Origin of the sequence: Microbacterium deminutum, from assembly GCF_039530205.1 — a bacterium.
Taxonomy (GTDB): Bacteria; Actinomycetota; Actinomycetes; order Actinomycetales; family Microbacteriaceae; genus Microbacterium; species Microbacterium deminutum.
This window is the reverse complement of the sequence record NZ_BAAAOG010000002.1, coordinates 770370-796604: the sequence shown is the minus strand read 5'-3', so window position 1 is coordinate 796604 and position 26235 is coordinate 770370. Positions and strand designations below refer to the sequence as shown.

Here is a 26235-nt window from a genome sequence, read left to right as displayed (position 1 = left end):
GCGCCAGGTCATGGTTCCCGCTGCTGCGCGGGGTGCCTCCTTCGACGAGACATTCCCGCGGCGGCCCGCGGCCGTCGCCCGCCGAGCCCGATGCCAGCTCGTCGAAGAAGGCACCCGGCTCCGCTGGATTCGGGACCGCAGCCACGGAGAGACAGGCGGCGCAGGATCATCCGCAGGATTGCGGGCTCGGAATGGGCGGGCGACCGCCGCAGGCGATCGCGCGTACGCATCCCGGAATGATGATCCTGCGCAGCGCCGGGATGCCGGCGATCAGGCCGGTGCGAGGGCGGGTGCGGGGCCTGTGGAGGAGCGCAGCACCAGCTCGGGCTCGAAGAGCAGCTCGTCGCCGGCCTCGGTCGTTCCGGCGATCTGCGAGAGCAGCAGTTCGATCACCGTGCGGCCCATGGACTCGATCGGCTGACGCACCGTCGTCAGCGGCGGCTCGGTGCAGCTCATGAGAGCAGAGTCGTCGAAGCCCACGACACTGACGTCCTGCGGCACGTGCAGTCCCGCCCGACGCGCCGCGCGCACGGCCCCGAGCGCGAGCGGGTCGCTCGCGCACACGATCGCCGTCGCGCCCACCGAGAACAGGCGGGACGCCCCGGCCTGACCGGACTCGAGCGAATACAGCCCCCGCACGACGAGAGCGTCTTCGAGCGGTGTCCCCAGCCGCTCCAGCAGCGGCTTGGCCGCGGCCAGCTTGCGCTGCGAGGGAATGTGATCGAGCGGCCCCATGAGCATGCCGATGCGGCGATGCCCGAGCTGATGCAGGTGCAGGATCGCCTGCTCGGCGGCCGCTCCGTCATCCGTCGACACCGTCGCGAAATCGAGCGTGTCGATGCGCGCGTTGACGAGCACCGTCGGCAGGTTCACCTGGCGGAGCCGCTCGTAGTGCTCGTGCGGGGCGTCGGCCTGGCTGTAGTTCCCGCCGAGGAAGATCACCCCCGAGACCTGCTGCTGCAGCAGCAGGTCGATGTAGTCCGACTCGGTGATGCCTCCGGCGTTCTGCTGCGTGCACAGCAGCGGGGTGTATCCGTTCTGGGTCAGCCCGCCGCCGATGATCTCGGCGAGCGCGGGGAAGATGGGGTTCTGCAGCTCCGGCAGCACCAGCCCGACCAGCCGCGCGCGCTCGCCACGCAGCTTCGTCGGACGTTCGTACCCCAGCACGTCCAGCGCGGTGAGCACGGCCTGCCTGGTGGCTTCCGACACTCCCGGCTTGTCGTTGAGGACGCGACTGACGGTCGCTTCGCTGACTCCGACTTTGCGCGCCACTTCGGCGAGACGCTTCGACATGCGCTCAGTGTACGCAAGAACTTGCAGAATCGCGCAAGACTTGCACCTCATCTCGTGCGGATCTGCACCGGCCGCCCACGATAGATCGCGCTGCGACGGGGCCTGCGGAATAGACCGGATGCCGCGCCCCGTTGTCTGAGGTGATGATCACCTCCTCCGCCCCGGCCCTGTCCGTTCTCGACCTGGTGCCGGTGCGCGCCGGCCAGACCAGCGCGCAGGCGGTCGCGGCATCCCTGGATCTCGCCCGTCGCGCCGACCGTCTCGGGTTCCGGCGCTACTGGTTCGCGGAGCACCACAACATGCCGGCCGTGGCATCCACCACCCCGCCGGTTCTCGTCGCCGCGGCGGCGGCCCGCACCCAGCGCATCCGGGTGGGGTCCGGCGGCGTCATGCTGCCGAATCATTCCCCGCTCGTCGTCGCCGAGCAGTTCGCCGCGCTCGAGGCGCTCGCGCCCGGCCGGATCGACCTCGGCATCGGCCGGGCACCGGGATCGGACCCGGTGATCACCCAGCTGCTGCGCCAGAGTGGAACGACGAGCGACGTGGAGCGGTTCCCCGACCACGTCCGCGACATCCTGTCCCTGGTCTCGCCGGACGGCGCCGCGGTTCGCTTCACGAGCGGAGGCACGTACGACGTGCACGCCACCCCCGCCGCAACCGGCGCGCCCGAGGTATGGCTGCTCGGCTCGAGCGACTACTCGGCACAGCTCGCCGCGGCCCTCGGCCTGCCGTACGTGTTCGCGAACCACTTCTCGGGTCAGGGTCTCGAGCGCGCGCTCGACCTCTATCGGTCCCAGTTCCAGCCCAGCGAGGCGCTGCGCGCTCCGCGCACCTTCCTCACCGTGAACGCGATCGCAGCTCCGACGGCCGAAGAGGCCGAGGCCCGGTCGCTGCCCAACCAGCGCATGACGGCGCGCCTGCGGATGAGCAGGCCGCTCGTCGCGATGGAGACCGTCGAGCAGGCGCTGGCGGGAGCCGACGAGTTCGACGGGCTCGCGGATTCGCTCATGGCTTCCGCCCGCGCCAACTGGTTCGTCGGGACCGGCGACTCGGTGGCCGCCCAGCTCGCCGTGTTCGCCGCGCGGCACGATGTCGACGAGGTGATGATCTCGCCGATCGCGGGCGCGTACGACGGCGAGCCGATGGATGCCGCGGCCGGCCGCGCGCAGACGCTCGAGCTGCTGGCTGCCGCCGGCTGAGTGCCCGTGGCCGCCAGGCGGCCGGCCGGCATCCCGAAGCCTTCGTCCTTGGGTTTGGGGCGCCCTCGGTCCGTTGGGGCGCACACCCTCCGCCCCAACCGACGAAACCCGCCCCAAACCCGGCGGATCGAGTCCACAGGAGCCCCAGAGCGCGGCGGACCGGCCCGGCTCAGTCCTCGGGCTCGCCGCTGACGAGTCCCCTGAGCCAGTCGCGAGCTTCGACGAACACGTCGTCGGAGTAGCGCTCGGGGTAGTGCACCACGGCTCGGTCCGCGCGCGGATACGATCCGAGGAAGACGACCTTCGGGCTGAAGCGCCGCAGCCCGAGCAGGGCATCGGCCATCCGCTCGTTCTCGATGTGCCCGTCGGCGTCGATCACGAAGCGGTATCTGCCGAGTTCATCGCCGATCGGCCGCGAGGCGAGGAGCGACAGGTTGATGCCCCGCGTAGCGAACTGCTCCAGCATCTCGAGCAGCGCTCCGGGGTGGTCATCAGGCAGCTCCGCGATGAGCGAGGTCTTGTCGGCGCCCGTCGGCGGAGGCGCGGCCACCGTCCGGCTGACGAGCACGAACCGCGTGACGGCGTTCGGGTTGTCGCCGATGTCCGAGGCGAGCAGTTCGAGCTCGTGATGATCGAGGATGCCCGGCGGGGCGATCGCGGCATCCGCATCGCTCGTGCCGTCGAGCAGCCCCATCGCGCTCGCGACGTTGCTGGAAGCGGGCACGTGCGCGTGGGCCGGCAGGGTGGCGGTGAGCCATTGCAGACACTGGGCGTATGCGACCGGATGCGCCGCCACGAGCGACACATCCTCGAGGCGGGTTCCCGGGCGTGCGACGAGCACGAACTCGACGGGAACGAGGTACTCCCCAACGATCCGAAGGCCGGGCATGGTCGCGAGTGCGTCCTGCGCCGTCGACACGCCGCCGTCGACCGAGTTCTCGATCGCGATCATCGCGGCATCGGATCGGGCCTCGACGACGTCCGCGAGCGCCTCGCCGACGTTGCGGACCGGCCGCCACTCCTGGCCCCACGCTTCAGGGACCTGTGCGAGCGCGGCTTCGGTGAAGGTGCCGGCCGGACCCAGATAGCTGTAGGTGCGTCGGGCCGCGGCATCCGTCATGCGTGTCAGCCTACCGGCGACATCGGCGGCCCATCCTGCGAGAATGGCGCCATGAGCACCCGTGCCGGACAACCTGCCGAAGCCTCCGACCTCATCGATGTCGACGAGCTGATCAACGCCTACTACGACCGTGTGCCGGACCCATCGATCCCGCAGCAGCGCGTCGCGTTCGGAACCAGCGGGCACCGCGGGTCCTCGCTGTCGTCGAGCTTCAACGAGGTGCACATCCTCGCGACGACCCAGGCGATCGTGGACTACCGCAACGCGCAGGGCATCCACGGGCCGCTGTTCCTCGGCCGCGACACGCACGGCCTTTCGCTTCCCGCCGAACGTAGCGCGATCGAGGTGCTGATCGCGAACGGAGTCGACGTGCGGGTCGACTCCCGGGACTCCTGGGTGCCGACGCCCGCGCTCAGCCACGCGATCCTGACGTACAACAAGGGGCGGGATGCCGCCGATCCCGGCCGCTCGGACGGCATCGTCGTCACTCCCTCGCACAATCCGCCGCGCGATGGCGGTTTCAAGTACAACCCGCCGAACGGCGGCCCTGCAGACACCGACGCAACCGGCTGGATCGCCGATCGGGCGAACGAGCTCATCACGGCGGGGCTGGAGGGAGTCGCGCGCACGCCGTTCAAGGACATCGACGGGGATGCGCTCGGCGACTACGACTTCCGCGACGCGTATGTGAGGGATCTCTCGAACATCATCGACGTCGACGCCATCCGCAGCGCGGGCGTCCGGATCGGGGCCGACCCGCTGGGCGGGGCCTCCGTCGAGTACTGGGACCTCATCGGTCAGGTCCATGGCCTCGACCTCACAGTGGTCAATCCCGACGTCGACCCGACGTGGCGGTTCATGACGCTGGACTGGGACGAGAAGATCCGGATGGATCCGTCGTCGCCCTCGGCGATGGCCTCGCTCGTCGCCCGGCGCGACGAGTACGACATCCTGACCGGCAACGATGCCGACGCCGACCGCCACGGCATCGTGACCCCCGACGCGGGTCTCATGAACCCCAACCACTACCTCGCCGTCGCGATCGACTACCTGTACTCGCATCGTCCGGACTGGTCTGCAGATGCCGCGGTCGGCAAGACCCTCGTCTCGTCGATGATCATCGACCGGGTGGTGGCCTCGCTCGGCCGGAAGCTCCTCGAAGTGCCGGTCGGGTTCAAGTGGTTCGTGCCGGGCCTGCTCGACGGCTCTGTCGCATTCGGCGGAGAGGAGTCGGCCGGCGCGTCGTTCCTGCGCAAGGACGGCTCCGTCTGGACGACCGACAAGGACGGCATCCTCCTCTGCCTGCTGGCCGCCGAGATCCTGGCTGTGACGGGCAAGACCCCGTCGCAGCGCTACGTCGAGCTCGAGGCCGAGTTCGGGGCATCCGCGTATCAGCGCGTGGACGCTCCGGCGACGCCCGCGCAGAAGGCGGCGTTGGGAAAGCTGTCGCCGGATGCCGTCACCGCGACCGAGCTCGCCGGCGAGCCGATCACGGCGAAGCTGTCCCACGCGCCGGGCAACGGCGCGGCGATCGGCGGGCTCAAAGTCACGACCGAGAACGCATGGTTCGCGGCGCGCCCGTCCGGGACCGAAGACGTGTACAAGCTCTACGCCGAGTCGCTGCGCGGCCCCGAGCACCTCGTCGAGGTGCAGGAGGAGGCGCGGGCGGTGGTCTCAGCCGCGCTCGGCGGGGCGTAGGTTCCCGGCCTGCGGCAGTCGCGTCAGGCGAGCGGCAGCAGTGCGGTCCACGCCTGGCGACGAGCGGCGCGAGGGTCCGACTCGATGCGGTCGTGCTCGGCGATGATCAGAGTCAGCCGCTCGGGTTCTGCATAGCGCGGCCAATCCTCCAGCGGCGCGCCGACCTCCGCGAACTGCAGCCAGGCATCCCGCATGCGCTCCCCCGCGCTGGTGAAGACCCGCCGTCCGCCCAGCGAGGTCATGGTGCGCGCGAGCCGCGCGTCGGCCTGCTCGAACAGCGCGAACATCTCGAGGCCGTGCGTGGCGTCCAGGCCCGCCCAGCGCATCAGCCGCGGCGCGACGTCGAACCGGTAGAAGTACACCGGCGCGTACCGGGAATGGCGTTCCGCCACCGCGACGCACGGGTACCAGAACGCGTAGTCTCCGCTGAAATCCGCGGTGAGCCCGCCGCCCGGCAGTCCGGGATACGCCTGGACGATCAGGGCCCGGGACTCGGGATCGCCGTTCCCGAGCACGGTCTCGATCCGCAGGATGGACCGGGGAAGTATGTCGATCCGCCCGCGGAAGATCGTGCCCTCGCGGTCGTTCGTGCCGATGATGAGCGGCACGCGGTGAGCGGTCCCGGTTCGGAAGGCGACCATCGGATGCCGTGGCACCAGGCGGCCGTCGACCACCGGTGCCAGGCAGAAGAGCCCGGGGGTCTCGTCGGGAGTTCGAGCCTGCAGCACGAGCGCGGCACTGACGAGCTCAGAGGCATCGGCACCGGTGAGGAGCGCCACCGTCTGGTCGACGGACAACGGGGCATCCGGGTCGGACGTGGAGGCGGGGCCGATGCGTCGCCGCAGGATCTCCACGAACTCCTCCGCCCAGGCGGCCGCCCTCTCACGCGAGTACACGGCGTTGGCGGGCGCGCTCTGCGCGATGGCGCGGGCGAAGAGGCCGCGGGCGGACGGTGTGGCCATGAGGGTCGTGACGGCATTGGCTCCCGCGGACTCGCCGAAGACCGTGACCCTGCCGGGATCGCCGCCGAAGGCGCGGATGTTCCGGCTCACCCAGCGCAGCGCCGCCACCTGGTCCCGCAGGCCCAGGTTCGAATCGATCGGGCGCCGCCGCGTCGAATAGCGCGAGAAGTCCAGGTAGCCGAGGGCACCCAGCCGGTAGTTGAAGCTGACGTAGACCACCCGGCCGCTGCGGACGAAGTTGCGACCCTGACCGCTGAAGTCGCGCGATGACCCGGTGCTGTAGCCGCCGCCGTGGATGAACACCATGACGGGAAGCCCGCGCGGGTCCGCCGCGCCGGAAGACGGCGCGACCACGTTGATGGTGAGGCAGTCCTCCCCCGACGGCACGTCCGGGTCGATGCCGGTGAACTGACCCTTGTGCGCCTGCGGGGCGGCAGGTCCGAACGTCTCGGCGTCGCGGCGCCCGCGCCACGCGAGCACCCGTCGGGGCGAACGGAATCGCAGCCGGCCGACCGGCGGCGCCGCATACGGGATGCCGCGCCACGCGACCGTGCCGCCCTCGCGGGTGCCGCGCACGAGGCCGCCCGTCACGCGCACGTCCAGCGAAGGCGAGTTGTCCACTCCTCCGGTCTACGCTCTCGGAGGCCTGTCGGATAGTGCATGCCACCGCCGCGTTGGGCGAATCGGCGCTCAGCCGAGGGAGATCGCCGTCCACGACACCGGCGGAAGCGTCACGGTGAGCCTGTCGCCGTCGAGAACCGTCGAGTCGTTGGCGCGAGGGCCCACCCGCTCGGGGTCGTCGAGCGTGTTCGCTGCCGAGCGGTCGTCGTCCCAGAGGGACACGGATTCCCGCACGCTGAGCCCCGAGAGCGCCGAGATGTCGACGCTCACCTCGTGCGCCTGCGTCTGGTCGCGGTTCACGAGGAACAGCGCCACGGCGCCGGTCTCGGCGTCATGGGTGGCCACGGCGTCCAGCACCGGCACCTCGCCGTACACCTCGGTCGTGTAGGTCGGTGACCCCAGGCGCACTTCGAGGGACGTGCCGACGGCGAGGCGCGAGGTGGTCGCGAACGGGAAGAACGTCGTCTGCTTCCACGCCGGTCCACCAGGCTCGGTCATGATCGGCGCGATCACGTTGACGAGCTGGGCGAGCGAAGCGCTCGTGACGCGGTCGGCGTGCTTCAGCAGCGAGATCAGCAGATTGCCGAAGACGACGGCATCCGCCACGGAATAGCTGTCTTCCAGCAGCCGCGGGGCGACCGGCCAGTTGTCGACGCCCTCGATCTTGTCGACGCCGTGGTACCGGTCGATGTACCACACGTTCCACTCGTCGAACGAGATGTCGATCTTCTTGCTGCTGCCCTTCACGGCCCCGACGTGGTCGGCGGTGGCGACCACGGTCTCAATGAACCGATCCATGTCGACGGCCGAGGCGAGGAAGCTCCCGAGGTCGCCGTTTCGCTCCTCGTAGTAGGCGTGGCACGAGATGTAGTCGACGTCGTCGTAGGTGTGGCCCAGGACAACGCGCTCCCACTCGCCGAACGTCGGCATGTGCGCGCTCGAGGACCCGCAGACGACGAGCTCGAGATCCGGATCGACCTGGCGCAGCGCCTTCGCGGTCTGCGACGCGATCTTGCCGTAGTCGTCGGCGGAGCGGTGGCCGAGCTGCCACGGCCCATCCATCTCGTTGCCGAGGCACCACATCCGCACGTCGAGGGGTTCGGTGCGGCCGTTCGCCGCGCGCCGATCCGACAGGGCCGTGCCGCCCTTGATGTTCGAGTACTCCAGCAGGTCCAAGGCCTCGAGGGTCCCTCTCGTGCCGAGGTTCACGGCGAGCATGAGCTCGCTGCCGACCTTGTCGAGCCACGACGAGAACTCGTGCAGACCGACTTCGTTCGTCTCCGTCGAGTGCCACGCGAGGTCCAGCCGGCGCGGCCGCTCGTCCTTGGGGCCGACGCTGTCCTCCCAGCGGAAGCCCGAGACGAAGTTGCCGCCCGGGTACCGGATGGCGGAGACGCCGAGCTCGCTGACGAGGTCGATGACGTCCCGGCGGAATCCCTCGGCATCCGCCGTGGGGTGCCCGGGCTCGTAGATTCCGTCGTACACGCACCGACCGAGGTGCTCCACGAACGAGCCGAACAGGCGGCGGTTGATCGGACCGACAGCGAAGCGGGGGTCGATGGTGAGATGGGAGGCAGGCATGACGGTCCTTCGGTTCCGAGAGGGGTAAGAGGGGTGGATCGGATGGCGCCGGGCTACTTGAGGCTTCCAAGCGCGAGGCCGCCCTGCCAGTAGCGCTGCAGGAAGAGGAACGACAGCAGCAGCGGCAGCACCGAGATGAACGCGCCCGTGGTGATCAGGTTCCAGACCTGCTCACCTCCGGCACCGGCATTCGACAGCGCAGTCCAGCGGTTGAGCCCGACGGTCACGGGAAGCAGCTGCTCGTTGGTGAGCACCGCAAGCGGCAGGAAGAAGTTGTTCCAGGTGCCGACGACCGACAGCAGCAGCACGGTGACGATCGCGGGTCGCAGCAGCGGCAGCGCGACCTGGAAGAACGTGCGGATCTCGCCCGCCCCGTCGATCCGTGCCGCCTCGAGCATCTCGTCGGGCACGGCATCCTGCGTGTAGACCCGCATGAGATAGACGCCGAACGGACTCAGCAGCGAGGGCAGGATGACGGCCCACGGCGTGTTGATGATGCCGTACTGGCTGAGCAGGATGAACGTCGGGATCACGAGCGCGGTCAGCGGCACCATGACGGATCCGAGGATGATCGTGAAGATCGCCGAACGCCCCCGGAAGCGGTACTTCGCGAAGCCGTAGCCCGCGAGGATCGCGAGGATCGTCGCACCGATGCCGCCGGCGAACGCGTAGACGAACGAGTTCGCCAGCCAGCGCCAGTAGATGCCGTCCTGATGGGCGAACAATCCCGCGACGTTCTGGAAGAACGCGAAGTTGTCTGAGAACCAGAACGCCGGGCTTGCGAACAGACCCGGTGTGGTCTTCGTCGATGCGACGAACAGCCACCAGATCGGGACGACGAAGTAGATCGCGAGGATGACGAGAAGGATGTGCGAGCCGATGCGGCGGCCCCCGTTTCGGCGCCCCCGGACCCGGACGCTGCGGTCCTCATGGGAGGGCAGCCCGATCGTGGTGGTCTGGGGATCCGAAGGGGCGATGAAGGTGGCCATCACTTGAGTCCGCTCTGCTTGCGGGTGAGGAAGAGGAAGACGAATGAACCGGCGAAGACGAGGATGCCGAGCGAGAAGGCGATCGTCGACGCGTAGTTGAACTGGCTGTACGAGAACGCGAGCGAGTAGGCGTACATGTTGGGCGTGTAAGCGGCGTCGATGGCGCCCTGCGCGATGTTGCGCAGCACCACCGGCTCGGTGAAGAACTGCAGGGTGCCGATGAGCGCGAAGGTGATCACCATCACCATGGATGACGAGATCATCGGGATCTTGATCCGAAGCGCGGTCTGCAGGCCGTTCGCCCCGTCGATGCGCGCGGCCTCGTAGATGGCCGGATCGATCGACCGCAGCGCGGCGTAGATCACGATCATGTAATAGCCCGACCACTGCCACGTCACGATGTTGACGAGGCTGTAGAACACCGTTCCTGCCGCGAGGAAGTCGGGCGCCGGAAGCCCGAACAGCTCGAAGAGGGTGCCGGCCGGCCCGAACCGCGGGCTGTAGAGGAAGCTCCACATCAGTGCGCCGATCACGACCGGGATCGCGTACGGCGCGAAGATGAGCAGCCTCGACGCCTTCGACAGCCATGTGACGAGCGAGTCGAGCACCAGCGCGGCGACGAGTGCGACCAGCAGCTGCGCCGGGATCATGACGATCGCGAACGCGGCGACGCGCAGCAGGCCCTCGAGGAAGAGGGGGTCGGTGAACGCCTTGATGTAGTTGCCGATGCCTGTGAACTGCGTGCCGGTGGCGAGCCCGGTCGTGAACAGGCTCATGCCGAACGCGTAGAACAGCGGGAAGATCAGGAACAGTGCGAAGACGACCAGAAACGGGCTGACATAGAGCCATCCCCATCGCTGGCGCCGGGCGTCGAGCCGGGATCGCCGCTCGCGCGATGGATTGCCGGCCGGGGCGATGAGCGTGGCTGTTGCGGTCATATCGGGCTCTCTCTTCGTCGGGAGGGCGGATGCCGGTGGCCGGCCGTGAGACGCGGCCACCGGCACCCATCGTCGATCACTGCAGGGTGAAGCCCTGCTCCTTGGCGTACTTCTCCAGCGATGCCTGGAGGTCGTCCAGTGCCGCCCCGGAGTCCTTCTGGCCTTGGACCATCGCGTACAGCTGCTCGGTGAGCTGGTCGTACGCGTAGTTCTGGAACGGGCTGAACGTGAAGCCGGTGTAGCCCGACGCCGCCGGGAGGAAGACGTCCTTGTTGATCTGCTGACCGCCGAAGAACGGGTACTTCAAGTCGCGGAAGTAGGCCGACTCGAGGATCGGCTTCCACAGCGGGAACAGCGCGGCCTTCTCGATGCCGATCTTCCACGCGTCCTCGGTGCCGAAGATCTCCTTGGCGACCTCGGCCGAGAGCTTCGCGTCCTTGGCCTGGCTGGTCACCGCGAAGGTCGAGCCGCCCCAGTTGATCTGCACGGGGTTCGCGGGGTCCCACTGCGGGACGGGCGCGGCCTTCCACACGGCGTTGGGGTCGGCATCCGACAGGCCGCCGAGATACCCGGGGCCCCACGCGGCAGCGACGTAGATGGCGTACGAGCCGTCCACGAGCTTGGTGTTGTAGTCGGCCGTGAAGGCGTCGTCGACCGCGACGAGCTTCTTGTCGACGAGCTTCTCCCAGTAGGAGAGCACGTCCTTGGCACCCTGGTCGTTGACCTTGATGCCGATCTCGGTCGGCTTCGCGTTGTCGTAGACGAACGGCACGGAGCCGGCCTGGGCGAACAGCGCCTGGTTGTACGCACGGCCGTTGGTCGGGAAGTCGGCGAGCACGCCGGGGGCACCGGCATCCTTCAGCTTCTGAGCGGCGGTGGCGAACTCGTCCCACGTGGTGGGCACGGCGATGCCGTACTTGTCGAGGATGTCCTTGCGATACAGCATTCCCATGGGACCGCCGTCGACGGGGATCGCGTAGACCGCGGCGCCGCTGGAGACGTCCTTCCAGGCGCCCTCGCTGTAGTTGCTCTTGACGTCATCCGCGCCGTACTTCGTCAGGTCGACGAGCGCTTTGCGGATGGAGAAGCTCGAGAGCACCTCGGACTCGAGCATGATGACGTCCGGCGCGCCGGATCCTGCTTCGATCGCGGTGGAGAACTTCGTGTACTCGTCGTTGCCCTGGCCGGCGTTCGTCCAGCACACCTGAACGTCCTTGTGGGTGTCGTTGAACAGGTCGACGACCTCCTCGAACGAGGGATACCAGGCCCAGACGCTGACCTGCGGCGCGTCCTTCACCCTGATCTTGTTCGTGCAGCTGGCCGCGGGCTGGGCCGAGCTGCCTGACGAGCAGCCGGTCAGGAGTGCTGCGGCCAAGGCCGCGACACCCGCCGCTGCGAGGAGCTTTCTCTTCATTGGGCTGTGCTCTTTCTCTCGCGGTGTGGGACACCGTCGTCTGCGTTGCGATCGTGTTGCGACCCCCGCCCAGCGAGCGATGCTCGGGGTGAAGGTGATTTACAACGTTGTAGGTAAACGTTGTAAATGCATCCTGCCTGGAGACCCCGACCTCTGTCAAGAGTCATTACGCAGTGGCCGTGGACTCGCGTTCGACGATCCGGAACTGCGCGAGGTGCAGGCGAGGGGGCACCTCCGTGTCGCCGTTCGCCTCGATCCGCTCCGTGAGCGATCGCACCGCGACCTCGGCGATCTCGCTGCGGCCCGGGTTCACGGTGGTGAGGCTCGGCAGCGAGTACATCGCCTCGTCGAGGTCGTCGAACCCGATCACCGAGACGTCCTCCGGGACCCGGTAGCCGGCCACCTGGAGCACGCGCATGGCACCGAGCGCGAGGGTGTCGTTGAAACCGAACACGGCGTCGAACTCGACGTCGCGGGCCAGCAGCTCCCGCATCGCGGTCGCTCCGTTCGCGCGATGCCAGAGCGTGGTGTGCACGACGATCCGTTCGTCGTACGGGATGCCGGCGGCCTCGAGCGCCTCGAGGTATCCGCGAAGCCGCAGCCCTGCCGAACCGATCACCTCACCCTCGTGGGCTCCGACGATCGCGACGCGACGGCGTCCTCGCGCGATGAGGAACTCGGTGGCCGCGCGGGCGGCCTCGACGTTGCGCATCGTCACGTGATCGGTCGGGCCGTCGAAGATCCGCTCGCCGAGCAGTACGAGCGGATACGCGACGTCGAGGTGGGCGGCGTCATCCATCCCCATGCCGAGCGGACTGAAGATCAGGCCGTCGGTCATCTTGCGTCGCCAGCTCGAGAGCAGCTGCAGCTCGCGCTCACGGTCGCCGCCGGTCTGCTCGATGATCACGAACTGCCCGACCCGCTCTGCCGCCTCGATGACCGAATCGGCGAGCTCGGCGAAATAGCTGAGGCTCAGTTCGGGCAGGGCCAGGGCGATGGCCCCGGTGCGTCCGGAACGCAGGCTTCGCGCGGAGAGATTCGGCTGGTAGCCCAGCTGCTCGATCGCCTCGTGCACCCTGGCGCGGGTGTCCGCGCGCACGTGCGGATAGTCGTTGATGACGTTGGACACCGTCTTGATCGACACTCCCGCCGCGCGGGCGACGTCGTGCAGCGTTACCGACATGACCACTCCTCCCCCGCGGCATCCTGACTCTACAACGTTGCACACATGTCTCGGTGGGGCGGGAGGGGGTATAGAACTGGAGGCATGAGCAGCGCCGATGCGAGCGCACTCCCGCGAGCGGTGATTGCGAGCGGGGCGGGGCGCTATGCCGACCCGTGGCATCCATTCGCCCACACGTCCGCGCGGATCGCCGAGATCCTCGACGACGACGGGTGGCACGTCACCCTGATCCACGATCCGGATGCCGCACTCGCGTCGCTGGACGACGCTGCGGTCCTCGTCGTCAACGCGGGCGATCCGTGGCACAGCGTCGTGTCCGCCGGCGGGCGCGAAGCCGGCCGAGGGGTGGATCCCCGTGCGCAGTCGGGCCTCGACGCCGCCATCGAACGCGGCATCGGCGTCATCGCCGTGCACAGCGCCCTCGCGAGCCTGCGCGACTACCCGGCGTGGCGAACGGCGATCGGCGGTGAATGGCAGGAGGGGCGATCGTGGCATCCTCCCGCTGCTTACGCCGTCGTCCCGGTGTCGGAGTCCGCTCATCCGGTGACAGCCGGCCTCACCGGGATAGCGCTCTTCGACGAGCTGTACACCGATCTCGTGATCGATCCCGGGGCACAGGTGCTCGTCGCGCACACCCGGGATGCGGCATCCCACCCCCTCGTGTGGGTGCGCGAGCATCCGACCCGCGCCGTCGTCACAGCGTTCGGTCATGACGAGCGGTCGTACGAGTCCGCGTCGCATCAGGCGCTGATCCGCAACGCGGCGCGCTGGGCCGGTGCGGAGGCGTGGAGCCGTACCGGCAGAATGGACCTGTCCCCCGCTCATCTCCCCGAGGAGTGACATGTCCTGGCTCGTGACCGGCGGCGCCGGCTACATCGGCGCGCACGTCGTCCGCGCACTCTCGGCCGCCGGCCTCGCTCCCGTCGTCATCGACGACCTCTCGAGCGGCCATCGGGGGTTCGTCCCGGGCGGCGTGCCGTTCATCGTCGGCACCATCCTCGATCGCGGGCTGGTCGAGGCGACGCTCCGCGAGCACGGCGTGACCGGCGTCATCCACGTCGCCGGATACAAGTACGCCGGCGTCTCGGTGCAGCGCCCCCTCCACACCTACGCGCAGAACGTCGAGGGCACGCGCGTCATGCTCGAGGCGATGGCGGCCGCGGATGTCGCCAACATCGTGTTCTCGTCGAGCGCCGCCGTCTACGGCACACCCGACGTCGAGCTGGTGACCGAGGACCTTCCCAAACGGCCGGCGTCACCGTACGGCGAGTCCAAGCTCATCGGCGAGTGGCTGCTGCGGGACCAGGCGACGGCGACCGCCGGGTCGCGGCATCCGCTCCGCCACACGTCGCTGCGCTACTTCAACGTCGTCGGCTCCGCCGACCTCGATGTCTACGACACCAGCCCGCACAACCTCTTCCCGCTGGTGTTCGAGGCTCTCATCGAGGGCCGGACCCCGCGCATCAACGGCGACGACTACGACACCGCGGATGGCACGAACGTGCGCGATTACGTGCATGTCGGCGACATCGCCGCCGCGCACGTCGTGGCGGCCGAGCGGCTCGAGGGCGGCGAGCCGGTCGAGGCCGCCTACAACCTGGGCTCCCGCAACGGGCTCTCGGTGCGCGAGATCATGGATGCGATGGCCCGCGTCACCGGCATCGACTTCACCCCCGAGATCGCGGATCGCCGGCCTGGCGACCCCGACCGCATCGTCGCGACCGGCGAGCTCGCGGCCCGCGACCTCGACTGGGCGATGAGGTACTCGCTGGACGAGATGGTGCGCACCGGCTGGGAGGCCCGGCGCGCGGCGCAGGGCTGATCAGCCCCTGCGCGCTGTGCTCGCCCGAGTCACGAGGGTGGTGAGGATCGTCTCGGTGCGGCGGCGGCCGCCCTCGATCCCGTCGACCAGGGCTGCGACCGCGCGTACGCCGAGCACATCGAAGTCCTGACGCACCGTGGTGAGCGGCGGCCGATAGTCCGCGGCATCCGCGATGTCGTCGAAGCCGACGACGCTGACATCCTCGGGAACCCGCCGACCCGCTTCGGCGAGGGCCCGGATCGCACCCAGCGCCATCTGGTCGTTCGCGGCGAACACCGCCGTGACGGTCGGATCCGCGGCGAGCGCAGCAGCGGCCGAGTGACCGGATGCCGCGGTCCAGTCGCCTCGGACCACGGCGGGCACCTCTCTTCCGGCATCCACGAGCGCCTCTCGCCATCCGCGCTCTCGCTCGTCGGCCGCGAACGACGCGGCCGGACCCGCGAGGAGGTGGACGCCGCTGTGTCCGAGGGAGAGCAGATGCGCCGTCGCCTGATGCGCACCCCCGGCGTGGTCGGACTGGACGATGCTGTAGGCGGCTCCGTCGGCGCCTGGAGTGTCGACGACCACCAGTTCGAGGTCGAGCGGTGCCGGGGCATCGCGCGCGAGCGCCGAGGCTTCATTGAGCACGACCACCCCGTCGACGCCCTGCTCGCGAAGCTGCTCGAACCCGGGGCCGATGCCGTCCGGGCCGAGCGTGACGACGGTGAGGGCGTAGCCGCGTGCGGCCGCGGCATCGGCCACCGCCTGCAGCATGCGGGAGTTGCCGACGTTCGCGAGGGTCGAGACCACGAGCCCGATCGTCTGGGTCCGGCCGGTGCGCAGGGCCCGTGCCGCGCGATGGGGGCGGTAGCCGAGTTCTGTCATCGCGGCCTCGACGCGAGCGCGCGTCGCCGGATCGACCCGCGGGCTGGCGTTCACGACCCGCGACACCGTCTGACCCGAGACGCCGGCGTGCTCAGCGACGTCGGCCATCGACACGCGTCTCGCGTCGCCCATCTCTGCTCCCTCCGCTGAGCCCCGTCGGATGTTGCCCGAGAGTGCTGCGAAACGTCGGCGGACTCGGGCCATGTTGACGTTACCATGCCATTCGGGGTAACGTGTTGACGTGAACATACCAGAGATCCGCGCAGAGGCCCTCGGCGCCGGCGTAGTCAAGCGATCGACGCGCATGGCCGATGGCCGCGAGCTCATCTACTACGACGACCCCGACACGACCCTGGGCCCCGAACGGGCGGTCGACGGCCGCGACCCCTTCGCCCGCCCCGAGACCGCGATCATGCGCCGCGACGTGCTCACCGGCGACTGGGTGTCTGTGGCGGCGGCACGACAGAACCGGGCATTCCTGCCCCCCGCCGAGCTCGATCCGCTCGCCCCGCAGACGCCGACCAATCCGTCCGAGATCCCGTCGCGCTATGACGTCGCCGTGTTCGAGAACAAGTCGCCGTCGTTCGGCCCTGCGCTGGCCGGGACGGATGCCGCTGCTGGTGCGGTATCGGCGGGAGCCGATGCACCGCTCGGCCTCGACGACCTCGCTGCGCCCGGTCTCGGCCGCACACGCATTTCGGTCGGACGCTGCGAGGTGGTGTGCTTCAGCCCCGAGGACTCCGGCTCGTTCGGCACTCAGACCCGCGTCCGGGCGCGCACCGTGATCGAAGCGTGGGCCGATCGCACAGCGGCGCTCTCAGCCCTTCCGGGCGTCGAACAGGTGTTCCCGTTCGAGAACCGAGGGGAGGCCATCGGCGTCACCCTTGCGCACCCGCACGGGCAGATCTACGCGTACCCCTACATCACCCCACGGACGATGAGCCTGCTGTCGTCGATCGACCGCGAAGGACCCGACGTATTCGCCCGGATCCTCGAGTTCGAGCGCGGCTCGGAGCGCGTCATCCTCGAAGGGGAGCACTGGACGGCGTTCGTGCCGTTCGCAGCCCGCTGGCCGCTCGAGGTGCACCTGATGCCGCACCGCCATGTGCCGGATCTCGCCTCCACCTCGACGGCCGAACGCGACGAGCTCGCGCCGCTCTACCTCCGTCTGCTTCGCGGCGTCGATGCGCTGTACGACACCCCGACCCCGTACATCGCCGCGTGGCACCAGGCGCCCGTGCACCGCGGACGCGACACCGCACGCCTGCACCTGCAGCTGACGTCCCCCCGCCGCGCCGCCGACAAGCTCAAGTACCTCGCGGGCTCGGAGGCCGCGATGGGCGCGTGGATCGGCGACATCCCTCCCGAGACCTCGGCAGAGCGGCTGCGCGAGGCTGTCGCCTCGATCGCGGAGGTGACCGAGTGACCACCACGCAGACCTGGTCGGCGCCGGGGCGTGTGAACCTCATCGGCGAGCACACCGACTACAACGACGGGTTCGTGCTGCCGTTCGCCATCCAGCATCGCACCCATGTCGAGCTGACGCCGCGCGAGGACGGGATTCTCCGGGTGGCGTCGACGTTCGACGAGGATGCCGTCGAGGTCGCCATCGCCGATCTCGACGACCTCTTCCCCGAGCGCCGGGACGAGGTCGCGGAATGGGCGCGGTATCCGCTCGGGGTGGCGTGGGCGCTGCTGCGTGCGTCGGAAACGAGACCGGATGCCGTCGCCGGCGCCGATCTGCGGTTCACGTCCGAGGTGCCCGTCGGGGCCGGACTCTCGTCGTCGGCGGCGATCGAGGGTGCCGCCGCGACGGCGCTGAACGAGACGTGGGGCCTCGGCCTCGACGATGTCGCGCTCGCGCGCGTCGGCCGGACCGCCGAGAACGACGCCGTCGGCGCCCCGACGGGGATCATGGACCAGATGGCATCGATGCTCGGGCGAGCGGATGCCGCGATCTTCCTCGACTGCCGCTCCCTCGACACGAAGGTCGTCGACCTGGGCTTCGCGGCGGCGGGTCTCGAGCTGCTCGTGATGGATACCGGCGTCAAGCACTCCCACGCCACGGGAGGCTACGGCGAGCGCCGTGCCGCCTGCGAGCGCGGTGCGGCGATCATGGGCGTGCCCGCGCTGCGCGACCTGTCGGTGGACGACCTGCCGCGCGCCGCCGAGCTCATGGATGACGTCACCTTCCGCCGCGTGCGCCACGTCGTGACCGAGAACCAGCGCGTGATCGACACCGTCCGAGTGCTCCACGACGACGGACCCACCGCGATCGGCGACCTGCTCGTCGCCTCGCACGCCTCGATGCGCGACGACTTCGAGATCTCGGTCCCCGAGCTCGACACCGCGGTCGAGGCCGCGCTGGAGGCGGGTGCCGTCGGGGCGCGCATGACGGGCGGCGGCTTCGGCGGTGCCGCGATCGCGCTCGTCGCGCACGATCGGCTGCAGCAGGTGGCGGATGCCGTCACCGCTGCGTTCGCGGCATCCGGATTCGGCGCTCCCACCCTCTTCACCGTGGTGCCCTCCGCAGGGGCCGGTCGCGACTGAAGCGCCCGACGCGTCAACCCCTGGCGCAGACGGCAGCCCCGCGCTTAGCGTCGAGGTGAGCCGTGGCGCGCGACCCCGGCCGGAAGGAATGACCGTGGCATACATCACCGTGGGAACCGAGAACTCTGCCGACATCGACCTCTACTACACCGACCAGGGATCCGGTCAGCCGGTTGTGCTGATCCATGGCTTTCCGCTGAACGGCGAGTCGTGGGGCAAGCAGCAGTCCGCCCTGCTGGATGCCGGCTACCGCGTGATCGCATACGATCGCCGCGGGTTCGGGGCGTCGTCGAAGCCGGGATCGGGCTACGAGTATGACACCTTCGCGGCGGATCTCCACGCGCTGATGGAAGACCTGGACCTGCATGACGCGGTGCTCGTCGGGTTCTCGATGGGCACCGGAGAGGTCGCACGGTACCTCTCGCGCTACGGCAGCGCCCGGGTCGCCAAGGCCGCGTTCCTCAGCTCGCTCGAGCCCTACCTGCTGAAGACGGCGGACAATCCAGGGGGCGCGGGGCCCCAGGACTTCTTCGACGGCATCGCCGCCGCGGTGCGGCAGGACCGCTACGCGTACCTCGCGGGCTTCTACAAGGACTTCTACAACCTCGACGACAACCTGGGTTCGCGAATCTCGCAGGAGGCGGTCGACGCGAGCGTGCAGGTGGGAAATCAGATGGCCAATGTGGCGATCGCCATCGCGCCGTTGACGTGGCCGACGGATTTCCGCGCCGACATCCCCGCCGTCGACGTGCCGGCGCTCATCCTCCACGGAACCGCCGACAACATCCTGCCGATCGACGCCACCGCGCGGCGATTCAAGGAGCTCCTGCCGGAAGCGACGTACGTCGAGCTCGAGGGCGCGCCGCACGGACTGCTCTGGACCCACGGCGACGAGGTGAACGAGGCCCTGCTCGCGTTCCTGCGCTCCGCATAGCGCGTTTCGCCTGGTCGCTTCGCTCCTCGCTCAACGACCGGAAACCCGCAACCCCCGGTGGGTCGACCACCGGAACCGCCACCCCCGGTCGTTGAGCGAGCGAAGCGAGACGAAACGCCCCGAACCCGGCGGGCCGTCAGCCCTGGGGAGCGTTCGCCATCGCGATCAGGCCGTCGATCATCTCGGGGTTGACGCCGCCTTCGCCACCGCTCGCAGCGGCGAACATGCCGGCGCGGCCGATCGGGAACGACTCCATCATCTTCGTCATGTCGACGCCCTCGGGCATGATGGAGGCCGCGCCTTCCATCGACCCCATCATCTGGGCGATGGCCGCCTGCACGATCGGTCCGACCACGGGGTGCGCCATCACCTCGCCGATGGACGAGGTCCGTGAGAGCTTCAGCACGATCGGATCGCCCTCGATCGGCACAGTCACCGACGAGCGGATGTCGCGGCTCGACGCGGCGACATCCACCACGTACTCGCCGCCCTCGACGACCCAGCTGTCGGTGCGGATGTCCCAGTAGGCGAGATCCTTGCGGCGGACTGTGAGGACCACCTCGCGGCTCTCGCCTGCCTCGAGCGCAACCGATGCGAAGGCCTTCAGCTCGCGCTCCGGCCGCTGCACCGTCCCACCGGGCAGCGAGGTGTACACTTCCACGACCTCGCGGCCGGCACGACCCCCGGTGTTCGACACGGTCACCCGGACGTCGACGTCGCCGTCAGCGCCGACCGCAGCAGTCGCAGAACCATACGCGAACGTCGTGTACGACAGGCCGTGGCCGAAGGGGAACGCCACGTCCATGCGACGCGCGTCGTACCAGCGGTATCCGACGAACAGGCCCTCGCCATAGCGGACGTGCGAGTACTCGCCCGGGAAGTCGAGATACGCCGGGGTGTCCTCGAGCCGGTGCGGGATGGTCTCGGTCAGCTTGCCGGAGGGGTTCACGTCGCCGTAGAGGACGTCCGCGATCGCGCCGCCGCCCGCCTGGCCCAGCAGCCACCCTTCGAGGATCGCGGGCACGCGGTCGGCGAAGGGAAGCGCCACGACTCCGCCGTTCGAGAGCACAACGACGGCGTTCGGATTGACCTCGAGCACGGCGTCGAGCAGGGCCAGCTGATCGGCCGGGAGATCGATGTCCTCGCGGTCGTAGCCCTCGGACTCGAGCCGCGCGGGCAGGCCGAGGAAGAGCACCGCCACATCGTTCGCGGCCGCGAGGGCGACAGCCTCGTCGCGCAGCCGCTCCACTTCGGCCGGCTCCGGGGCGACGGCGATCGAGAAGCCCTGCGCCTGGAACACGAAGTCCTCCCCCGCCTGCGCGACGACCTCGAGAGCGAGGTCGTCCACCCGCGTGGGATTGATCATGGACGAGCCCGCGCCCTGGAATCGCGGCTGGTCGACGAACGCGCCGATGAGCGCGACGGACCGCTGGCCCTGCAGTGGCAGGATGTCGCCGTCGTTCTTCAGCAGCACGATCGAGCGTCCGCCGGCCTCCCGCGCGAGCGCGTGGTGGGCATCGACATCCAGCGGTCCCTCGACGGAACCGGCGCCCTCCCGTGCCTTGCGCACGAGGTCGAGCACGCGTCCGGCTGCGACATCCACCACCGACTCGTCGAGCGAGCCGGCCTGCACAGCGGCGACGATCTGCGCGTCGGTGATGCCCATGGACGACGGCATCTCGAGGTCCATTCCGGCCGCGATCGAAGGCACGCGCTCGTTGACCGCGCCCCAGTCCGACACCACCAGGCCCTCGAAGCCCCACTCGTCGCGCAGCACCTTGGTGAGCAGCCACGGGTCCTCCGAGGCATAGACGCCGTTGATGCGGTTGTACGAGCACATGACGGTCCAGGGCTCAGCGTCCTCGACCACACGCTCGAAGCCGCGCAGGTAGATCTCGCGCAGCGGCCGCGGGTCGACATCCGACGAAGACCGCATGCGGTCGTTCTCCTGGTTGTTCGCGGCGAAGTGCTTGAGCGAGGTGCCGACGCCCTTCGACTGGATGCCGCGCACGATGGCCGCACCGAGCACGCCCGACACGATGGGGTCCTCGGAGAGGTACTCGAAGTTGCGGCCGCACAGCGGCGAGCGCTTGATGTTGATACCGGGTCCGAGCAGCACCGCGACGTTCTCGATCGACGTCTCGACACCGAGCGCCTGCCCGACCCGCTCGACGAGGTCGACATCCCACGACGAGCCGAGCCCCACCGCGGGCGGGAAGCAGGTCGCCGGGACGCTGTCGCCGAGCCCGAGGTGGTCGCCCCCCTCGCGCTGTTTGCGCAGGCCGTGCGGCCCGTCGGTGACCATGATGCTCGGGATGCCGAGACGCTCGATGGGCTTCGTGTACCAGAAGCTGGCGCCGCTCGTGAGCGAGGCCTTCTCTTCGAGGGTCAGGTCGGCGATCGTCGCCGGCGCGGGTGCGGTGCTCACATCAGTCATCTCATCAGCTTTCGTGTCGGGGCGGGTGGGGGTTGACAGGCGGATGCCGGGGTCCCGGCATCCGCTTGTCCGGTCAGCGGACGGCCTTGATGGGCCAGACCGCGAGGGCCCCGAGGATGCTCAGCGCGATGCCCACCGGGAACAGCGCGATGTAGCCGAAGGCCAGCACGATCGCGCCGGCGACGCCGGGAGCGAGGGTCTGCGGCAGGGTGGCCGCGATGTTGACGACACCGAGGTCCTTTGCGAAGGACTCCTTGCTCGGCAGCACCTCGCTCATGAGGGCGGTGTCGATCGACTGGAACATGCCGAAGCCGAAGCCGGCCACGATCGACATGATGAGCATCCCGGTGAACGTGGGCATGAAGATCGGGAACAGCATCGCGACCGCGACGAGCACCGACGACCCGAACACGAACGGCTTGCGACGCCCGACCTTGTCCGAGATCGGACCCGAGACCGCGATCGAGATGATGATGCCCGGAAGTCCCGCGAGGCTCAGCAGCGGGACCATGCTGGTCGCGTCGTCGCCCAGGCCGATGTAGTCCGAGAGGATGTACAGCTGGTACCCGACGACCGCGAAGTAGCCCGTGTAGAGCAGCAGCCGGCCGGTGAACGCCCAGAAGAAGTCCGGGTGCTTGACCGGGTTGACCCAGAACGTGCTGAGGAACGCCTTCAGATCGAACGGCTCGTTGACCTGGTCGAGGCTCGAGCGGTCGCGGTTGAAGACGTTGAAGAGCGCCAGTGCGACGACGGCGAAGACCGCGAGGACCGTGTAGCCGACCGGGATCATCGAGACGAACGAGGCTCCCACGACGGATCCGCCCAGTGCCCCGACCATGAGAGCGATGCCCGAGACCGCGGCGAACGTGCCGCGAGCCATGCGGGGCACCCGGTCGGGCATGATCGCCGACAGCGGTCCCTGCGCGAAGTTGTACGCGGCCTGCACGAGTGCCCAGCAGATCACGAAGCCGAGGATGGTGTGCTGGAACCCGAGCGCGATCAGCGCGGCGCCGCCGACGACCGAGCCGATGATCATCCACGGCGCACGACGGCCGAATCGCGAGCGCGTGCGGTCGGACACCTGCCCGGCGACGGGCTGCGCGATCATGGCGACGAACGCGCCGATCGTTGCCACGATGGCGAGGTTCGCGACCTTTGCCTGCGGGTCGGGGTCGAACGCTTCGATCTGCTTCGCGAGCAGAAGTCCGGGGACGGCCCCCCAGATGACGAAGATGGCGAAGTTGGCGGGGATGGCCCACCAGACGAGCTTGCGGAGCGCTCCGCGGATGTTGACGGGGCCTTCGGTGGCGCCGTCGACGAGTTCTTCGTCGGTGAGTTCTCGGGCGAGCTCGGGTGCAGCGGCAGACACAGAGGTGTTCCTTTCACACGACTATGGGTGAGCCGCGCTCGGGAGCGAGCGCAGCGGAAAAAACCTTACGACATTTGGTTTTGAGAAATCAAGCGTTGTTCGGTTTACTTCTCCTATGGCACAAAGCCGACCGGGACGCCGCGGTTCCTACGCCAAAGGCGTCGCGAAGCGCGAGGAGATCCTCGAGCGAGCCCTTGAAGTGATCGGGCGCGAGGGTTACCGCGGAGCATCCGTAAAAGTGCTGGCCGATGCGGTCGGGCTCAGTCAGGCGGGACTCCTCCACTACTTCGACAGCAAGGAAGAGCTCTTCACCGAGATCGTGCGCAAGCGCGACGAGGTCGACATGGCCCACTACGGACCTGCGGCGTTGGACGACACGACCATCGCCCAGCTGCGTGAGGGCTACGTCTCCGTCATCCGGCACAACAGCGACGTGCCCGGGCTCGTCCAGCTCTATTCGCAGATGTCGGTCGATGCGGTCGATGAGCAGCATCCCGCGCACCGCTTCTTCATCGACCGGGGCGCGAACCTCCGCGGGGTGTTCTCGGCCGTGATCGCGGCGCGACGCGGATCGGGCGAGCTGACCGAAGCCATCGACCCCGAGACCCTCGCCCGGATCTTCCAGGCCGTCGCCGACGGCCTGCAGCTGCAATGGATGCTGGAGCCCGATCTGGACATGGCCGGCATCGTGGGACAGCTCTTCGATCTGCTCACCCCCTCTGCGACAGACAGGACCACCGATGATCACAGCAACTGAGGCTCCGGTCGTGAAGATCGCGCCGGGCCGCGTCCGCGGCTTCTGGCGCGGAACTCCGGGCGACTCGGGCGCATCGGCCGCGTTCCTCGGCATCCCGTTCGCGAAGGCCCCGGTCGGCGCGCTTCGGTTCGCCGCTCCGGCTCCCCCCGACCCTTGGGACGACATCCGGGATGCCGTCGCGTACGGGGCGACGGCCCAGCGGGGCGACAAAGCCGGCACGCTGATCCCCGAGCCGTCCATCCCCGGCGAGTCGACCCTCAACGTCAACGTCTTCACGCCTGCGCCGGGAGGCACCGAGGCACGCCTGCCGGTGCTCGTCTACATCCACGGCGGCGGCTACACCGCGGGCTCCCCCGCCAGCCCGTGGTACGACGGCCGGGCGTTCAATCGCGACGGCGTCGTTACCGTGACGATCTCGTACCGGCTCGGCTTCGACGGGTTCGGCCACATCCCCGGAGCGCCATCGAACCGCGGGGTGCGCGACTGGCTCGCCGCGCTGGAGTGGGTGCGCGAGAACGTTGCTGCGTTCGGCGGGGACCCGTCACGGGTGACGATCGCGGGGCAGTCGGCCGGCGGCGGTGCAGTGCTGACGCTGCTCGGGATGCCTGCCGCCCAGGATCTGTTCCACGCGGTGTGGGCGCTCTCGGGCGCGCTCGGCGACCTTTCGCCGGAGCGTGCGCGAACTCTGTCCGCCCGCCTCGCGAACCTCGCCGGGGTGGCGCCGACGCGCGAGGGATTCGCGTCCGTCCCCGAGGAGCGGCTGCTCGAGCTGGAGGAGAAGGCCGCCTCGCCGGATGACGGCAGCCGGATCGCCGGGGTCCGCACACTCCTGGACGAAGGGCTGCCCTGGGGGCCGATGATCGACGGCGAGCTGATCTCGCGGTCGACGGCGGACTCGCTGCGCGCGGGCACCGGCGCGGACAAGCCGCTGGTGCTCGGCGCGACCGACGACGAGTTCACCATGATCACCGACGGCGCGAAGGGGAGGCTGCGCTTCATCCCCGTCGGTTACGCGCTCGGGAGGGTCGGGGTCGACCGGGCTGTCCGCAAGGCGTATCTCGCCGCGAACCGGGACCAGCGCAGGAAGGGCACAGCGGCCGTGCTCGGACGGTTCGGCACCGACCGCAGGTTCCGGGTTCCGGTGGTGCGGATCGCGCGCATCCGATCGGAGGCGAGCTCCGACTCGGTCACGTGGGCGTACCGGTTCTCGTGGATCTCGCCCACGCGCGGCTGGGCCGTCCACTGCCTGGACGTCCCGTTCTGGTTCGACTGCCTGGACGCCGAAGGCGTGACCGCCATCGCGGGCGACGCGGCACCGGCTGCCCTTGCGGCGGCGGTGCACGGTGCGGCAGCCGCTTTCGTGCGCGACGGCGACCCGGGCTGGACGCCGTGGTCGCAGGTGCTGGAGACGACCCGGGTCTTCGGCGGCGACCCCTCGACCCCAGAGGTCGTCCCCCACGGCTACGCGAGCGTCGAAGCCCTCCTGTGAGTCACGCGAGCGCGGCGATGACGCCGCGCTCGAAGAGCTCGATGCCGGAGCGGTCGTACGCGGCCTCGGGGAAGTAGTGGATGGCGTAACCGAGTCCGAGCGCCGAGCGGCGGGCGAGCCGCTCGGCGACCTGCTCGACCGTGCCGTACCCGTCGGACGAGAGGTAGTCCTGCTCGATCGCGTCGGCCCGTCGCTCGCCCACCAGCGGAAGAAGACGTGCCTTGACCACTGCCAGGCGGTCGGCCGCCTCGGCCTCGGTCGCGCCGACGATGGTGTTGAAGTTCGAGGATCGCGTGATCTCGGCGAAGTCGCGGCCGAGCGCGTCGCAGTGCCCGCGAAGTATGCCGCTCTTGTGGTCGAACTCCTCGATCGTTCCCGCGAAGTTCGTGTAGGCGCCGTACTTCGCGGCGATCCTGAGCGTCACCTTCTCGCCGGCACCGGCGATCCACATCGGGATGCCGCCATCCTGCAGCGGCAGCGGGCGCACGACCGCGCCATCGACCTGATAGTGCTCGCCGTCCAGGGTCGCCGTGCCGGTCGTCCACGCCTGGTGCATGATCTCGACGCCTTCGCGCAGTTTCGCGAGGCGCTGCGGGACGGGCGGAAAGCCATACCCGTACGCGCGCCACTCGTGCTCGTACCAGCCGCCGCCGATGCCCATCTCCACTCGGCCGCCCGAGACGATGTCGATCGTCGCGGCGACCTTGGCGAGATAGGCAGGATTGCGGTATCCCATGCACGTGCACATCTGCCCGAGGCGGATTCGGCTCGTCGCCGCCGCGAATGCGGACATGAGCGTCCAGGCCTCGTGGGTCGGCTCGTCGGTCACGACGGGGACGGTGTGGAAGTGGTCGTACACCCACAGCGACTCCCACGGCCCCTCATCCGCCATCTGGGCGAGGGTCGCCATGACCCGCCACTGGTCGACAGGGTCGATGCCGACGAGGTCGAGACGCCAGCCCTGGGGAATGAAGGTTCCGAATCGCATGGCCTCAGCTTAGGGACGATCGGTTTC

Annotated in this window: 21 protein-coding genes; 9 read left to right on the top strand and 12 right to left on the bottom strand. The window is 69.2% G+C overall.

Annotation, left to right across the window (positions count from 1 at the left end):
• Nucleotides 1-270: 270 nt before the first annotated feature.
• Nucleotides 271-1293 carry a LacI family DNA-binding transcriptional regulator gene (locus ABD212_RS09960; RefSeq protein WP_344093967.1) on the bottom strand — a complete coding sequence of 341 codons (1023 nt, stop codon included), beginning with the start codon at nt 1291-1293 and terminating at the stop codon, nt 271-273.
• Between the two features lie 143 nt (nt 1294-1436).
• On the opposite strand from ABD212_RS09960, the gene ABD212_RS09955 reads away from it, so the two are divergent.
• On the top strand, nt 1437-2492 hold the full coding sequence (locus ABD212_RS09955) for an LLM class flavin-dependent oxidoreductase (RefSeq protein ID WP_344093965.1): 1056 nt from the start codon (nt 1437-1439) through the stop codon (nt 2490-2492).
• Nucleotides 2493-2661: 169 nt separating this feature from the next.
• Here ABD212_RS09955 and pheA read toward each other — a convergent pair whose 3' ends face one another.
• Nucleotides 2662-3612 carry a prephenate dehydratase gene (gene pheA, locus ABD212_RS09950; protein ID WP_344093963.1) on the bottom strand — a complete coding sequence of 317 codons (951 nt, stop codon included), beginning with the start codon at nt 3610-3612 and terminating at the stop codon, nt 2662-2664.
• Between the two features lie 51 nt (nt 3613-3663).
• On the opposite strand from pheA, the gene pgm reads away from it, so the two are divergent.
• Nucleotides 3664-5310, top strand: a complete 1647-nt coding sequence (gene pgm / locus ABD212_RS09945; RefSeq protein WP_344093960.1) for a phosphoglucomutase (alpha-D-glucose-1,6-bisphosphate-dependent) — start codon at nt 3664-3666, stop codon at nt 5308-5310.
• A gap of 23 nt (nt 5311-5333) precedes the next feature.
• On the opposite strand, the gene ABD212_RS09940 is transcribed toward pgm, so the two are convergent.
• The 6 genes from ABD212_RS09940 to ABD212_RS09915 form a co-directional block, all read right to left on the bottom strand.
• Entirely contained in the window at nt 5334-6893 is a 1560-nt protein-coding gene (locus ABD212_RS09940; RefSeq protein ID WP_344093958.1) for a carboxylesterase/lipase family protein, read from the bottom strand.
• 69 nt (nt 6894-6962) lie between these two features.
• The gene (arfA, locus tag ABD212_RS09935; protein WP_344093956.1) at nt 6963-8474 is read right to left on the bottom strand and encodes an arabinosylfuranosidase ArfA; all 1512 of its coding nucleotides are present in this window, start codon (nt 8472-8474) and stop codon (nt 6963-6965) included.
• A 53-nt stretch (nt 8475-8527) separates the two neighbouring features.
• Nucleotides 8528-9463 carry a carbohydrate ABC transporter permease gene (locus tag ABD212_RS09930; RefSeq protein ID WP_344093954.1) on the bottom strand — a complete coding sequence of 312 codons (936 nt, stop codon included), beginning with the start codon at nt 9461-9463 and terminating at the stop codon, nt 8528-8530.
• Complete coding sequence (locus ABD212_RS09925; RefSeq protein ID WP_344093951.1) at nt 9463-10401, bottom strand: carbohydrate ABC transporter permease; 939 nt, start codon at nt 10399-10401, stop codon at nt 9463-9465. Before ABD212_RS09925 ends, ABD212_RS09930 begins: the two co-directional genes overlap by 1 nt.
• A gap of 76 nt (nt 10402-10477) precedes the next feature.
• Nucleotides 10478-11815, bottom strand: coding sequence for an ABC transporter substrate-binding protein (locus ABD212_RS09920; protein ID WP_344093949.1), 1338 nt, complete (start codon nt 11813-11815; stop codon nt 10478-10480).
• A 166-nt stretch (nt 11816-11981) separates the two neighbouring features.
• A complete protein-coding gene (locus ABD212_RS09915; protein WP_344093947.1) occupies nt 11982-12998 on the bottom strand; it encodes a LacI family DNA-binding transcriptional regulator in 1017 nt (338 codons plus the stop codon).
• A gap of 84 nt (nt 12999-13082) precedes the next feature.
• On the opposite strand from ABD212_RS09915, the gene ABD212_RS09910 reads away from it, so the two are divergent.
• Nucleotides 13083-13838, top strand: a complete 756-nt coding sequence (locus tag ABD212_RS09910; protein ID WP_344093944.1) for a ThuA domain-containing protein — start codon at nt 13083-13085, stop codon at nt 13836-13838.
• A gap of 1 nt (nt 13839) precedes the next feature.
• Complete coding sequence (galE, locus tag ABD212_RS09905; protein ID WP_344093942.1) at nt 13840-14820, top strand: UDP-glucose 4-epimerase GalE; 981 nt, start codon at nt 13840-13842, stop codon at nt 14818-14820.
• Here galE and ABD212_RS09900 read toward each other — a convergent pair whose 3' ends face one another.
• Complete coding sequence (locus ABD212_RS09900) at nt 14821-15816, bottom strand: LacI family DNA-binding transcriptional regulator (RefSeq protein WP_425561257.1); 996 nt, start codon at nt 15814-15816, stop codon at nt 14821-14823.
• Between the two features lie 172 nt (nt 15817-15988).
• On the opposite strand from ABD212_RS09900, the gene galT reads away from it, so the two are divergent.
• The 3 genes from galT (at nt 15989) to ABD212_RS09885 (ending at nt 19168) form a co-directional block, all read left to right on the top strand.
• Entirely contained in the window at nt 15989-17110 is a 1122-nt protein-coding gene (gene galT, locus ABD212_RS09895) for a galactose-1-phosphate uridylyltransferase (protein WP_344094151.1), read from the top strand.
• Nucleotides 17107-18234 (top strand): galactokinase, encoded by a 1128-nt coding sequence (galK, locus tag ABD212_RS09890; RefSeq protein ID WP_344093940.1) that lies wholly within the window; start codon nt 17107-17109, stop codon nt 18232-18234. Before galT ends, galK begins: the two co-directional genes overlap by 4 nt.
• Nucleotides 18235-18328: 94 nt before the next feature.
• On the top strand, nt 18329-19168 hold the full coding sequence (locus ABD212_RS09885; RefSeq protein WP_344093938.1) for an alpha/beta fold hydrolase: 840 nt from the start codon (nt 18329-18331) through the stop codon (nt 19166-19168).
• Between the two features lie 136 nt (nt 19169-19304).
• On the opposite strand, the gene ABD212_RS09880 is transcribed toward ABD212_RS09885, so the two are convergent.
• Complete coding sequence (locus ABD212_RS09880) at nt 19305-21605, bottom strand: glycoside hydrolase family 3 C-terminal domain-containing protein (RefSeq protein ID WP_344093936.1); 2301 nt, start codon at nt 21603-21605, stop codon at nt 19305-19307.
• 73 nt (nt 21606-21678) lie between these two features.
• Nucleotides 21679-22974: an MFS transporter gene (locus ABD212_RS09875; RefSeq protein WP_344093934.1), complete on the bottom strand. Its 1296-nt coding sequence runs from the start codon at nt 22972-22974 to the stop codon at nt 21679-21681.
• Nucleotides 22975-23089: 115 nt separating this feature from the next.
• Here ABD212_RS09875 and ABD212_RS09870 point away from each other — a divergent pair, with 115 nt between their 5' ends.
• Nucleotides 23090-23731: a TetR/AcrR family transcriptional regulator gene (locus tag ABD212_RS09870; RefSeq protein ID WP_344093932.1), complete on the top strand. Its 642-nt coding sequence runs from the start codon at nt 23090-23092 to the stop codon at nt 23729-23731.
• A complete protein-coding gene (locus tag ABD212_RS09865) occupies nt 23715-25220 on the top strand; it encodes a carboxylesterase/lipase family protein (RefSeq protein WP_344093930.1) in 1506 nt (501 codons plus the stop codon). Before ABD212_RS09870 ends, ABD212_RS09865 begins: the two co-directional genes overlap by 17 nt.
• Before the next feature lies 1 nt (nt 25221).
• Here the strand turns inward: ABD212_RS09865 and ABD212_RS09860 are convergent, their stop codons facing one another.
• Nucleotides 25222-26208 carry an LLM class F420-dependent oxidoreductase gene (locus ABD212_RS09860; RefSeq protein ID WP_344093927.1) on the bottom strand — a complete coding sequence of 329 codons (987 nt, stop codon included), beginning with the start codon at nt 26206-26208 and terminating at the stop codon, nt 25222-25224.
• Nucleotides 26209-26235: the final 27 nt, after the last annotated feature.

What these genes read in the sequence shown, in the direction of transcription:
- ABD212_RS09925 (WP_344093951.1), bottom strand. Translation starts at nt 10,401, where the DNA reads ATGACCGCAACAGCCACGCTCATCGCCCCGGCCGGCAATCCATCGCGC.
- ABD212_RS09900 (WP_425561257.1), bottom strand. Translation starts at nt 15,816, where the DNA reads ATGGGCGACGCGAGACGCGTGTCGATGGCCGACGTCGCTGAGCACGCC.
- ABD212_RS09910 (WP_344093944.1), top strand. Translation starts at nt 13,083, where the DNA reads ATGAGCAGCGCCGATGCGAGCGCACTCCCGCGAGCGGTGATTGCGAGC.
- ABD212_RS09920 (WP_344093949.1), bottom strand. Translation starts at nt 11,815, where the DNA reads ATGAAGAGAAAGCTCCTCGCAGCGGCGGGTGTCGCGGCCTTGGCCGCA.
- ABD212_RS09880 (WP_344093936.1), bottom strand. Translation starts at nt 21,605, where the DNA reads ATGACTGATGTGAGCACCGCACCCGCGCCGGCGACGATCGCCGACCTG.
- ABD212_RS09865 (WP_344093930.1), top strand. Translation starts at nt 23,715, where the DNA reads ATGATCACAGCAACTGAGGCTCCGGTCGTGAAGATCGCGCCGGGCCGC.
- ABD212_RS09860 (WP_344093927.1), bottom strand. Translation starts at nt 26,208, where the DNA reads ATGCGATTCGGAACCTTCATTCCCCAGGGCTGGCGTCTCGACCTCGTC.
- ABD212_RS09930 (WP_344093954.1), bottom strand. Translation starts at nt 9,463, where the DNA reads ATGGCCACCTTCATCGCCCCTTCGGATCCCCAGACCACCACGATCGGG.
- pheA (WP_344093963.1), bottom strand. Translation starts at nt 3,612, where the DNA reads ATGACGGATGCCGCGGCCCGACGCACCTACAGCTATCTGGGTCCGGCC.
- pgm (WP_344093960.1), top strand. Translation starts at nt 3,664, where the DNA reads ATGAGCACCCGTGCCGGACAACCTGCCGAAGCCTCCGACCTCATCGAT.
- ABD212_RS09960 (WP_344093967.1), bottom strand. Translation starts at nt 1,293, where the DNA reads ATGTCGAAGCGTCTCGCCGAAGTGGCGCGCAAAGTCGGAGTCAGCGAA.
- ABD212_RS09955 (WP_344093965.1), top strand. Translation starts at nt 1,437, where the DNA reads ATGATCACCTCCTCCGCCCCGGCCCTGTCCGTTCTCGACCTGGTGCCG.
- ABD212_RS09870 (WP_344093932.1), top strand. Translation starts at nt 23,090, where the DNA reads ATGGCACAAAGCCGACCGGGACGCCGCGGTTCCTACGCCAAAGGCGTC.
- arfA (WP_344093956.1), bottom strand. Translation starts at nt 8,474, where the DNA reads ATGCCTGCCTCCCATCTCACCATCGACCCCCGCTTCGCTGTCGGTCCG.
- galE (WP_344093942.1), top strand. Translation starts at nt 13,840, where the DNA reads ATGTCCTGGCTCGTGACCGGCGGCGCCGGCTACATCGGCGCGCACGTC.
- ABD212_RS09915 (WP_344093947.1), bottom strand. Translation starts at nt 12,998, where the DNA reads ATGTCGGTAACGCTGCACGACGTCGCCCGCGCGGCGGGAGTGTCGATC.
- galT (WP_344094151.1), top strand. Translation starts at nt 15,989, where the DNA reads ATGGCCGATGGCCGCGAGCTCATCTACTACGACGACCCCGACACGACC.